This is a genomic window from Sporosarcina ureae, assembly GCF_002082015.1.
Lineage (GTDB): Bacteria > Bacillota > Bacilli > Bacillales_A > Planococcaceae > Sporosarcina > Sporosarcina ureae_A.
In genome coordinates, this window is record NZ_CP015109.1 from 2556329 (window position 1) to 2568519 (window position 12191).

At 39.1% G+C, this 12191-nt stretch carries 11 protein-coding genes; all 11 read left to right on the plus strand.

Going from position 1 to position 12191, the window contains the following annotated elements:
• Window positions 1–8 precede the first annotated feature (8 nt).
• The 11 genes from SporoP17a_RS12590 to SporoP17a_RS12640 all read left to right on the plus strand — a co-directional run bounded on the left by SporoP17a_RS12590 (window position 9) and on the right by SporoP17a_RS12640 (window position 12162).
• Window positions 9–596 carry a propanediol/glycerol family dehydratase medium subunit gene (locus tag SporoP17a_RS12590; RefSeq protein ID WP_083034997.1) on the plus strand — a complete coding sequence of 196 codons (588 nt, stop codon included), beginning with the start codon at window positions 9–11 and terminating at the stop codon, window positions 594–596.
• Entirely contained in the window at window positions 593–1015 is a 423-nt protein-coding gene (locus tag SporoP17a_RS12595) for a diol dehydratase small subunit (RefSeq protein WP_083034998.1), read from the plus strand. Before SporoP17a_RS12590 ends, SporoP17a_RS12595 begins: the two co-directional genes overlap by 4 nt.
• Before the next feature lie 3 nt (window positions 1016–1018).
• Entirely contained in the window at window positions 1019–2857 is a 1839-nt protein-coding gene (locus SporoP17a_RS12600) for a diol dehydratase reactivase subunit alpha (protein WP_083034999.1), read from the plus strand.
• Complete coding sequence (locus SporoP17a_RS12605) at window positions 2854–3165, plus strand: glycerol dehydratase reactivase beta/small subunit family protein (RefSeq protein ID WP_083035000.1); 312 nt, start codon at window positions 2854–2856, stop codon at window positions 3163–3165. The genes SporoP17a_RS12600 and SporoP17a_RS12605 overlap by 4 nt, the downstream gene beginning before the upstream one ends.
• 1 nt (window position 3166) lies before the next feature.
• On the plus strand, window positions 3167–3562 hold the full coding sequence (locus tag SporoP17a_RS12610; protein WP_083035001.1) for a GlcG/HbpS family heme-binding protein: 396 nt from the start codon (window positions 3167–3169) through the stop codon (window positions 3560–3562).
• A 133-nt stretch (window positions 3563–3695) separates the two neighbouring features.
• Window positions 3696–4454 (plus strand): response regulator transcription factor, encoded by a 759-nt coding sequence (locus tag SporoP17a_RS12615; RefSeq protein WP_257788201.1) that lies wholly within the window; start codon window positions 3696–3698, stop codon window positions 4452–4454.
• A gap of 34 nt (window positions 4455–4488) precedes the next feature.
• Window positions 4489–5697 (plus strand): sensor histidine kinase, encoded by a 1209-nt coding sequence (locus SporoP17a_RS12620; RefSeq protein ID WP_083035003.1) that lies wholly within the window; start codon window positions 4489–4491, stop codon window positions 5695–5697.
• A gap of 528 nt (window positions 5698–6225) precedes the next feature.
• Window positions 6226–6747, plus strand: coding sequence for a DUF5050 domain-containing protein (locus SporoP17a_RS12625; RefSeq protein ID WP_167693430.1), 522 nt, complete (start codon window positions 6226–6228; stop codon window positions 6745–6747).
• A gap of 414 nt (window positions 6748–7161) precedes the next feature.
• On the plus strand, window positions 7162–8115 hold the full coding sequence (locus SporoP17a_RS12630; RefSeq protein WP_083035005.1) for a lysozyme inhibitor LprI family protein: 954 nt from the start codon (window positions 7162–7164) through the stop codon (window positions 8113–8115).
• A 15-nt stretch (window positions 8116–8130) separates the two neighbouring features.
• Complete coding sequence (locus tag SporoP17a_RS12635; protein ID WP_083035006.1) at window positions 8131–9333, plus strand: YARHG domain-containing protein; 1203 nt, start codon at window positions 8131–8133, stop codon at window positions 9331–9333.
• A 348-nt stretch (window positions 9334–9681) separates the two neighbouring features.
• The gene (locus SporoP17a_RS12640) at window positions 9682–12162 is read left to right on the plus strand and encodes an Ig-like domain-containing domain (RefSeq protein WP_083035007.1); all 2481 of its coding nucleotides are present in this window, start codon (window positions 9682–9684) and stop codon (window positions 12160–12162) included.
• Window positions 12163–12191 lie beyond the last annotated feature (29 nt).

Consider the following 12191-nt stretch of genomic DNA (forward strand, 5'->3'; position numbering starts at 1 on the left):
GTTATTAGGTGAGTTATTCATATTCTATCGAGATGCAAATGGAAGATCAATCGAGAGCTTCTAAAGGAAAAGATCCAAAAGAAGTGGTCATTGCTGTTTCACCGGCCTTTGGTAAAGCGCTTTCAAAAACAATTATTAACGTAGAGCACAGTAAAGTTTTGCGGGAAATCATCTCTGGAATTGAAGAACAAGGGGGAGTAACACGAGTTATTCGTAATTTTGAAACAGCCGACTTAGCATTTATCGGCCATCTGGCTGCTAAATTGAGTGGCTCGGGAATCGGAATCGGTATTCAGTCTAGAGGAACAACGATTATTCACCAACGAGGTTTAGATCCGTTAAGCAATTTGGAACTCTTTCCGCAATCACCGCTAATTACACTTGAAACTTATCGCAATATCGGGAGAAATGCCGCTCTATATGCGCGGGGAGAAAATGTTGATCCTGTTCCTGTTGTAAACGATCAGATGGCTAGACCACGATACCAGGCAATTGCAGCAATTTTACACTTGAAAGAAGCGCAACAAATTGTAGGGGGCAAGCCGGCTGTAAATGTAGATTACAGCTTTACCATTTCGGAGGAGGAAACCGTATGAGTCGATTGACAAGACAAGATTACCCATTAGGACAGAAAAGACCAGACATATTATTTACGCCAACGAACAAAGCCTATGATGACTTGACCTTAGAAGCGGCTTTAAAAGGAGACATTTCCAGCAAAGATTTGCGGATTAGCCCCGATACCTTAATCATGCAAGCGGAAATATCAGAGAATATAGGACGGGACCAATTAGGGAGGAATTTCAGAAGAGCAGCAGAACTTATTACGATCTCCGATGAAAGAATTCTCGAAATCTATAGTGCTCTTCGTCCAAATCGTTCCTCCCATGAAGAATTGCTGGCCATTGCTGATGAATTAAAGCGTGATTACCAAGCGTTTGAAAACGCCAAGTTAGTAGAAGAGGCGGCTGAAGTATATAGCCGACGAAACCTATTACGCATAGATGAGGAATAAATAATGAGAAGGCAACTTATTGCAGGCATTGATATAGGGAATTCATCAACAGAAGCAGCAATTTTAGAAACATCTGAAAATGATGCCATGTTTTTAACACAGCATCTTGTTCCGACGACAGGGATTAAAGGAACGGTAACTAATATTAAAGGAATAATATCGTGTTTACAAATAGCCATGTCGAAGATCAATCGAGATATTTCTGAGATTACTATGATTCGAATTAATGACGCGGTTCCTGTCATTGGTGATCTTGCCATGGATGTCATCAGTGAGACGATCATTACAGAATCCTCCATGATCGGTCATAATCCTGATACACCGGGAGGAGAAGGAATTGGGATAGGTCAAACCATATTGATCGAGCAATTACTGCAACATGCTGAAGAAAGTCAGCCCTATATTGTAGTGGTGTCGCAGAAATTCGATTATGAATGGGTAGCCTATCAGTTCAATAGACTTGAAAGAAATGGTATTCAGATTAAAGGAGTCATTGTGCAGAAAGATGACGGGGTGCTAATCCACAATCGTCTGCAAGAAAAAATCCCCATTGTAGATGAAGTAACTATGATTGATAAGGTGCCCATAGGAAAAAAAGCTGCAATTGAAGTGGCATCTCCAGGACATGTCATTCGGATGCTCAGTAATCCTTATGGCCTCTCTACTGTCTTCGATTTAACTCCGGATGAAACGAAACAAGTAGCACCTATTGCTAAATCATTGGTCGGAAATCGTTCAGCCGTCGTGATACGGACACCTGCCGGGCAGATTGCAGAACGGAAAATTGAGTCAGGAAGCATAAATATAATCGGTAGCAGGATGAGCATCAAGGTGGACGTCAATGATGGTGCAGCCGGAATTATGGATTCTTATAAAAAGATCGGTGTGTTAAAAGACGTACTAGGTGAACAAGGTACGAATGCAGGTGCGATGTTAAATGGTTTACGTCAAAATTTGGCGGAAGTAACTGATCAAAATATACATGAAATTCATATCACAGATTTACTTGCGACAGACACAAAAATTCCTACTTCCATTCGAGGGGCGCTTGCGGGTGAAATCACTATGGAAAGCGGAGTGGCACTTGCTTCGATGGTACAAACCCAAAAAACTTCCATTCAGGCTGTTTCCGCACTATTAGAAGAAGAGCTAGGAGTTTCTGTTGAAGTAGGTGGAGTTGAAGCGGAAATGGCAATAGCCGGGGCACTGACAACACCGGGTACGGAACGTCCTATTGTCATTTTGGATATGGGCGGGGGGTCGACGGATGCCGCGACGAATGATGAAAATGGGATGGTTCGGACGGTACATTTGGCAGGGGCTGGAGATATGGTGACGATGCTGGTCAAGACGGAGCTATCACTTCATGATCTTGATCTGGCTGAGAAAATAAAGAAGTTTCCACTTGGAAAATTACAAAGTCTCTATCATATGCAATTGGAGGATGGAACCTACTTGTTTTCTGAAGAAGCATGTTCTCCTGAGGCATTTGGAAAAGTAGTTATTCGAGAAGAGAAAAGCATTACTCCTTTGCCTATCCACCATTCAATGGAACAAATTCGTAGCATTCGACGAGAGGCTAAACGAAAAGTATTTGTGACGAATGCTATTCGTGCATTAGAGCAGGTAATTCCTACTCGCAATATTCGTCATATCTCCTTTGTAGTGATGTTAGGGGGTTCTGCGCTAGATTTTGAGATTCCTGAAATGATTAATGAAGAGCTATCGAAATATGGGATTGTCGCAGGCTTCGCAAATATCAGAGGAACAGAAGGGCCTAGGAATGCGGTGGCAACGGGATTGGTCCTGTCCTCCTTGAAAAGGCGTGATAATAGAATATGAAATACAATACAGTGTACATCCCGGTCTTTTTGTCGGAATCGGTAGATCATAAGCTGGTCAAAGAAGTATGTGCAGGACTTGAGGAAGAAGGAGTTCCATATGACTGTAAACAAATTTCAGTTGAGAAGTTCAGCTTTACTTCGTTGCAAGTGAGCATTCTACTTGGAAACGAAAATAACATAGCAATCTTTCATGAAAACCTGCCCCATCGACCCTATTTGATAGCAAGAAAACAAAACGGCAGAAAAGCTGGACAAAATGCTGCTCGATTAGTAAAAGGTCAACCATTATTTCACGAGGAGGAGTAGAATGACTGAACTGAATTTAGAGACAGCTAAAAAAATGATTGAGAAGGCTGAAAAAAAAGCTGCAAAAATCAATGTACCGATGGTGATTACTGTTGTAGATAACGGAGGGAACTTATTGGCATGTCATAGGATGGATCAATCTTTGATAGCAAGTATAGATATCTCGCAAAATAAAGCGTGGACGGCAGTTGCGTTACAAATGCCAACATCTCAATTATATGATGTAACGCAGCTAGGCGGTGAACTCTTCGGAATTAACACAACGAACAATGGAAGAATTGTAACATTTGGCGGTGGAATTCCAATAAAAAATGGTGATCGAATTATCGGAGGTTTTGGTGTCAGTGGAGGGACAGTAGCAGAAGATACTGAGGTTGCAAAGGCTGGACTTGCATAATAAGCTTGATAATATTTTCTTACCCTTCTGTTGGTTTATCTGAAATTAACAGGAGGGTTTTGTTAATTGTCTGAATTTACAATATAGTTTATAATGAAAGGAGCTGAATATTCCAGGTAAGGAGGAGAGATCGATAAAATTACTAGTTGTCGATGACGAACCCCTTGAAAGAGAAGTTTTGCTTAACATTGTAAAAAAAAGTAATTTAGGTTTCGTTGAATGTTTGGAAGCTAAGAATGGTTTACTAGCTGTAGATATCGCAAGTACAACTACTATTGATGTATTGTTAATAGATATCAAGATGCCCAAAATGGATGGTCTAACTGCTGCCAAGATTATTAAGAAAACGAATCCACATACCAAAATTATATTTCTGACTGCATTTAATGAATTCGATTATGCATTGCAAACCATTAAAATTGGTGTAGAAGATTATTTGCTAAAACCAGTTTCTCCAGAAGAATTGGTACAGTCTTTAACAAAAGCGGTAGAAATTACAGATATGCAAGATATAGAATTTGCATCAACGGAAGTCATTGAACAATTGACTACTTATATAAAAGGTCATTTAGAGGAAAAGCTGACATTAAAGGAACTATCTCGGCAAGTACATTTGCATCCGCAATATCTTAGCCGCTTATTCAAACAAGAAATGAATAGACCAATTACTGAATATATTACATCTGCACGTCTTGAAAAATCGAAGGAATTATTGCTAAGTACGCAATATACGATTACGGAGATTGGCCAGCTTTGCGGTTTCTCTGACTCAAACTATTTCACTAGAGTTTTCAAAAAGCAAGAAGGAATGCCGCCAACCCAATATCGTAAAAACGAGCTGCTTTTTAGAAAAGAACAAATTAAAAAGACATATATTCATAGCATCATTTAGCACGCTATAATTGACTCAGAAAAAGGTGGAATATATGATAAAGAACTTAAGAGAATTTGTCGATATTGACCAATTGCAAAAACTACAAGAGCAATTTGCAGAAGCAATGGGAGTGGCTGTGTTAATTTGTGATGCACAAGGAGAACCAGTAACTAGTCCGAGTCAATTTACGGGATTTTGCAGATATATTAGATCGTGTAGCGAAGGTCTTAAGCGGTGTATATTATCTGACGATAAAGTGGGTAAATTGGCGGCAGAGAGTAAACGACCGGTCATTCACCGTTGCCATACAGGTCTTGTAGATTTTGCGGCACCTATCATATTGCGTGACAAGTATCTAGGTTCTATTCTTTGTGGCCAGGTTCTTATAGAAGATGAAGAACTGGAAGAGTTGCCAAAAGTAGAGATGAACATGGCAGATTTACCATTAGATCAAAAGACGCTGCAGGAGTTTTACGATCAATTAGAACGAAAGAACAAGAGTCGTGTTCATTCAATTGCCGAATTGCTTTTTGTCACTGCCAACTACATAGTGAAGTTGGGAGATGCTCATTTAACAGCTCAAGAATTATCGCTGAATAATCTAAAGCTGTTGGAAGAGTTACGGCGTCGTTCAGAATTAGAAAAATTATTAAAGGATACTCAATTAAAAGTTCTTCAATCTCAAATTAATCCACATTTTCTTTTTAATACATTGAATACAATTTCACGGCTAGCCTATATGGAAAACGCCAAACAAACTGAAAACGTCACGTATTCATTAGGAAAAATTTTACGCTATAGCCTACGTAACATAGATCAGCTTATTCCGTTAAAGGAAGAAATTGAACACCTCAAATATTATCTCTCAATCCAACAAACGCGCTATCGTGATCAAATAAAGATGGTAATAAACATAGAAGACCATCTGGTAGATTATAGAATTCCTATATTTACTTTGCAACCGATAGTTGAAAATTCAATTGTCCACGGGTTTGAAAGCACTGGTGATCCAATAACCATTACCATAGAAATTTATGCAGAAGATGAGAAAATCATTTTCAATATAATGGATGACGGTGTGGGAATCGAGGAGAACTCCGTTAATATTCCATTACCCAAAGGAACAGGTCATACCACGAGGATCGGTTTAAATAATGTGGATAAAAGAATTAAACATTCCTTCGGTCCACAATGGGGGATTGCCAAATTGGAACAGCTTTCTCAAATTGGAACCCTTGTTCAGTTACATATACCTGGTTAGTGAACTTTATTTTATGCTGACATGTTTGCATCCTCGCACTGTTTCAATAACTTGAGCCGAGGGAAAAAGTTACGAATCTAATGGGCAATTATCCGGTTAAGTGGTAGGTCGACCATATATGCACATCTATTACACGCATATGTTCGTAAAAATAGTCCTTTAAACTTTATTTATATGCAATCGCACTGCAAAATAATAAATTAATTGAATCTTTTAACTCTGAGTCTATTTAGAAAGAGGGTACCTATCACACAGTTTATACACTATCCAGACAATTAAACAATGCGTAAAAAGAGGAGTCAACTGATCGAGAATCGATTGGAAGACTCCTTTTTCCTTGCGTTTATTCTGCTCAATTTATTAGATCCCACTCAAATTCGTCGGCCAAGTCCTTTATCACTACTTTAAAAAAGCGTTACCTGTGCATCAAACAATAAAACAGCTGTCTGTAACGGATACGGCCTTGCGATGGTATACTTACTCAATCAAATAGGAATTGAAACAATATATGTAGTAAGTACTCCATCGATGAACCACGGATGGAACAAAGTCAAAATTGATAATGTCTGGTATAACTTAGATTCCACGTGGGATGATCCTGTACCAGATAGAAAAGGGAAGGTTGGCTACGGCTATTTCCTCGTATCGGACAAACAGTTAGCGAAAACACATTCATGGAATAATACCGGTCTTCCTAAAGCGACAGATACGCGCTATGAATATATGAGCAAAATACATGCATCTGACAGTGAAAATGGTTGGATTTATTATGCGAATAAAAATGACGATATCAAGCTGTATAAAATGAAGTCAGATGGGTCAGCAGATCAAAGACTGGCAAATATACGTGCGAACGAATTAGTGGTTTATAATAACTGGATTTACTTCAGTAACTACTCCAATGGCGGCTATTTATATAAAATGAGAACGGACGGAAGCTCCCTAACTGAGATTACGAAATTTTTAACGTCTGATATTAGTATAGAGAACAAAACGTTGTACTTTACTGATACTAAGGCAAAGCAGCGGTATCGGATGGATATTGAGTGAGGAATAGGTGTCTTTTATTCATCACATTGGATAGTAGGTAGAGTGATCCTTATATCATGTAGACAGAGAGAAGGCATAGTGTCAGTCCGAAGATTATTTATGCTTATTTCAAAGAAACTATGCAGTCGTGCCGATCTACTACGTAACATAGACAACTTAACAGAACAACAATAAAAAGCTCCCCGGTTGAGAAATCAGCCGAGGCGCTTTTTTTAGTTGTCGTTTTATAGTTCATAAACAGAATTAGCCCAGATATTTCAGTTACTTGTCTTGTTAGAATGGTATAATATAACTGAAATGTAAGTGCTGATTAAGTATTTGAAGAGCATGGCGAGCGACTGTTATCTAGAAATTAATGTAAGATTAATAGAAAAGCGTATTTTAAAAAACCATGTCAGGAAGGGAAGTAGATAGATGATGAAAAAGATAGGTATTGTGTTTTTACTAGTTTTTCTATTGACTGGCTGTTCAAATGGAACGTTCAATCAAGCAATGGAGCAAGGCAAGCTTGCGCTAGCGAATGGTGAATATGAGAAAGCGTTGTCGTCAGTCGAGTTGGCATTAGATGAGAAGCCGAATGATCAAGAGGCACTTGCGATGGAAAAGGATTTGAAAGGATTCCATTCAGTGAAGAAGGAAATGAAAGACGGGGACTGGGAAAGTGCTTTAGAAACGGCTGAAGGCATGCTTGGACAAGAAAAGTTGGCAATTGGACTTCGTAAACCGTTGGAAGAGATGATCGAGACGGTGAAGATGAATCAAGAAGTGTCAGCAAAAGTGGCGGCGCATGTAGAAGATATTGAGACTTCTGTGGAAGCGGGGGAACTTGAAGAAGCGCAACAGACGATAGAAGAACTTCGCAAAGATCAAGCTTCATTGGAACAGTTCGGTGAAAAGTTAGCGAGTTTGGAGAAACGTTTGGAAGAAGAATTGAAAAAGCAGCAAGCACCACCCGAACCACAAGATAAAAGTGCTGCATTGCAACTAGATGTTATTCCGAAAATTGCAGGGCAGCAACAGCAATATCTTACCAAGCTGGATGCGATTGAAGCGGGCTTGGCTGATTTGAACTATTTATATGTAAATGGGATTACCGCTAATATGTCCAAAGCAGAAAGCGAGCGTTATACAAGATGGGATAATGCGCTCAATGAAATCTACGGTGTGTTGAAGAAACAGCTGTCTGCACGGGATATGGAACAATTGCGTGTGAAGCAAAGAGAATGGATAAAATACCGAGACCACACCGCCAGCACGAATGCCGCGGAATTCGCTGGAGGAAGTTTTGAATCTCTCACGTATACGGGGACATCGGCAGATCTTACTAAAGAACGTTGTTATGCGCTCGTGAATCTCTATATGAACTGACAGGGGTGAAGCGTAATGGGGAAAGTCTATGGGATGAAACATTTAGATCGATTGATTGAGAGTGCAACTAGTGCGGTTGTCAAAAAAGGATTCGAAGGTGAAAAAGAGATTCTGCTTATGCTGGAAGCGCAATTACCAAGTCATGCGTTTATTATTCATAATCCGACGTTGTTACATTATGAAGCCGATATTTTAGTTATTGAAGAAACGGTCGGCTTTATGTTTTTGGAAGTGAAGACCTGGAGTGAGCATTATATAGAACGGTTTTATCCTAACGGCAGTATCCAGACAATTAAGGGTATGCAGAAGCCGTTGAAGCAGGCTGAAAACTATCGTGATGAACTTAAAAAGATATTGTCATCAGATAGAGGAGTTTTAACTACACAAGATCCCCATCAGTTAATTTCATCTGTCGTCGTATTTAATGGAATTACGAAAGAACAGTTTTTACACCGTCAAGAAGTTCTTGATTGGGAAGAAGAGTTGAAGAATACATTCTTAACCAAACATTATTTCTATACAGAAGGGTCAAGTGGATTCTATAGTTGGATGCTAAATGCCAAAAAGTTCACGCGTAGTAGCGTGTCAAATTACATTTCAAAAGAGAGCTTTGACCGACTTATTGAGGTGTTGGTCCATGATCATGACGTCAATAAAAATGTAATAGAAAATAAGGCACCTACGATCGTGCGAAAAAGTCAGCATCAGACTATGGCGAATATCAACGCCTTGATAAGCGAACATAAGCAAATGAAATTGCATGAAAGTACAGCACCTAAAGTGAAAAAGAAAAGAAATCTAGGCATACTCATTGGGGTGTTGGCAATCGGGGTAGGGGCAGTAGTATATACTCTGAACGACTGGGAATCTAGTAAAGAAAGTTATGTATGGCAAGAAGATAGTACACCTGATAGTCAGGTGTTTATGGATGTGAATGATGAAGGATCGCCACAAGTGACTCAAGATGCACACGACTATTATATTCTAGCGGACAGTGAATTCAGTGAGCTCACTGAAATGCAGCTTTATGGTCTTTCGAAGTCAGATTTGCGACTGGCACGCAATGAGATATATGCACGACATGGCTATGTTTTCAAATCAGCAGATCTACAGGCTTATTTTGACTCACAGACGTGGTATGTTGCGGATGAATCGTACGATGGCGAACTGACAGATGTAGAGCAGCATAATGTTACGTTGATTCGGTCTATGGAGTGAGGTTGTCTAGTTTAATATGTACGTAAAAAGCCGTACCTGTGCATCACAAAATCCAGACGCTAGTCTGACGATATAACGGTATATAAATTGAGAAGCCATCCAATCGCAAATAGGATTGGATGGCTTCTTTCTGTTTACTGAATTACGGTAACACTTCATTTAATCTTAGGAGAGCGTACTAGGTAGTAAAATGAATTATTTAAATAATATAGTTATAAAGATAAGTAGAGTGCAATGCTGAAGTTACGTAATGAAGTATCTGAATAATTTAAATGGCGCTGTGCCAAAAAACGCGTTATAGAGTGGTACTATATAAATGACTGCCTAAAATGTGTAGGAGGGAATTTTATGCTAAGATCCGTAAGACGAAAGTCTGTAGTCATCTTTATACTGTTGGTTACTATTATATTTATGGAGAGTGTGACTTGGAATCATCTTAAAGTACAAGCTGAAACCGATTGGAAATCCTTACCTGATCAACACAACGTTCCATTAAACAAAGAATGGACCATTACGTTTAGCGAAGGTGTTGAAATTGCATCTATTACCAATACACATGTATACGTAACAGATGAAGTTGGTCAAGTAGTTCAGACGACCGCTGTATTACTAGATAACGGAAATAAAGTAAGGGTACAGCCACCAAAAGAAGGCTATCGTCCGAATACTTCTTATACACTATTTGTTGCGAACGAAGTATCTTCTGCAAAACGCAGATTATTAGGCACTCCTGTCAAAATGAAGTTTCAAACAAGTAAGCAGCGGGACGAGTCGAATGTATTTGTACCGCGTGAAGATAGTGAAGATACCATAATCTATCAAGAGCGAGTTACCAGTTTGCCTACTACTATCATGCAGTCAATAGAAGATTTGAATTATGAAAGTGATAGATTTGTTTTTAAAGGTCTACCCGAAGTGTTAAAAAAATTAACCAATGGGGATATTGTCATTTTCCCTCAAACAGAACAACATCCTTTCGGCTGGTCAAAAGAAATTGTCGATGTCATAAACGAAAGAAATAATACGGTGTTAATCACGAAGGAGCCTAAGCTAGAAGATGTCATAAAAGATATAGATATTTCGAGCGTGTTAACAATAACAGCAAATGATTTCAAGCTTGATCCTGATGTCCATTCTCGTGTGTCAAATGAAACAAATAAAGGAGATAGACGTACTTTTGAAGTTGAAAACCCAGTGGCTCATTCGATAGGTAAAATTGAAATAGGAAGTGAAAATGGAAATCCTTATGTGGAGTACAGTGACGTTCAATTAATTCCTGAAGGAGAGAGAGTTGGACCGGTGACAGTTGGCGGGAAGGTCCAACTCATCAAGCCTGTTGTGAATTTTGATTTTAAAGGGTTCGTGTTGGATTGGCTAGAAGTAGACAGCGGATTGAAAAATGAGATGAACGTAGAATTTAAATTGGCAAGTTATGAAACAGAACCGTTGAGAATTCCGCTTGGCATCTCGATTCCTGTCAAGGCATATGGGTTGGCAGGTGCCGAAATTCAATTATTTATAAATTATGAGGCAAGCGGAAAGATATATATTGAATTTGAAATTGTTGAAGACAGCTCTTATAACCTTGGAGTGAAGAAAGAGGGAAGTGACTACACTCCTTTCAATCGTTCAACTAGTAATTTGTCCGCTGATTTTCTATCGTTGAAAGGTGAAGCGGAAGCGAAGCTTGGTCTAGGTTTAAATGTAAATGCCGAGGTTCTGCAGTTTACACTTGCAGGTGTAGATATTACGGGCGGTTATAAAGTTAAAGCTGCTGGTGAAATTGACAAAGACAGAGCATGTTTTAGTGAAAAAGGTGAAATATATTTTGAATCATCAGCACGCATAGGATCGACGGAAAATACGTTTTGGGATATAACATATCCATTTCTCAGTATCCCACATCGACAGAGATCCACGTGCAGTTATGAGGAATTGATAGCAGACCCCCTTGTGCTAGCGCCAGGCGAGACAGCCGAATTAGAAATCAGCGGAGTTGATTATAAGCAGGAAACACATCCTCTGATGCTGCCAGACAGTAATGTGAAGTTAAAGGTGGAAAATTTGAATGTGGCTACGGTTAATTATCTTGGTGAAGTACACGCAAGAGCAAACGCAAAAACTGGTGACCAAACCTTCATTACCGTTACATATAATAATGATCGGGATACCATAATAAAAGTGATTGTTCCGGTTCGAATTGCAGACCCAGCTTTTCTAGATGAAAAGAAAAAGATGGTCGAAACGATAGGACCAGCTATAAGAAAGATTTTTGAAACAGCAGAAATTGTCAATGGCGCTTACAGAGATTTTTCTTATATTGAAAATGATTTGAAGACGCTAGTCACGCCTACTTATCTAGAAGAACTAAGACGTTATTATGAAGAATGGATGCATCCGAGTCTAGACATCTCCCTGTTTGCAGAACCTGTATCCACAGTATTGAAATTTGAAATAATCGAGTCGAGCTCTACAAGACTAGTATTGAAAACAGTTATACCGAACCGCGGATTAAGTTCAGGCGCTAATGTAATATATACGTTTGTAAAGGAAGGTCAGAAGTGGTTATTAGATGCTGTCGACAGTGAATCATTTGTAGATTCACCAATCAATCCATCGGTAGATCAGATACATGAGTATTTACAAACTAGCTATTTCGAAGACGCCCGAATAGCATATATTTCAACAGGAATAGAAAGAATATATAATCAGCCAGCAGGCTCATATGATGAACGGAAGTATTATCTGTTTACTGCGCAAACGATTTATAGTCAATATGAAGTTAAATTTTATGCGCATGACGGTTCCACTGTGCTGAATGAAAAGTGATATAAAGGCGGTACCAGATCTCTAAAAAT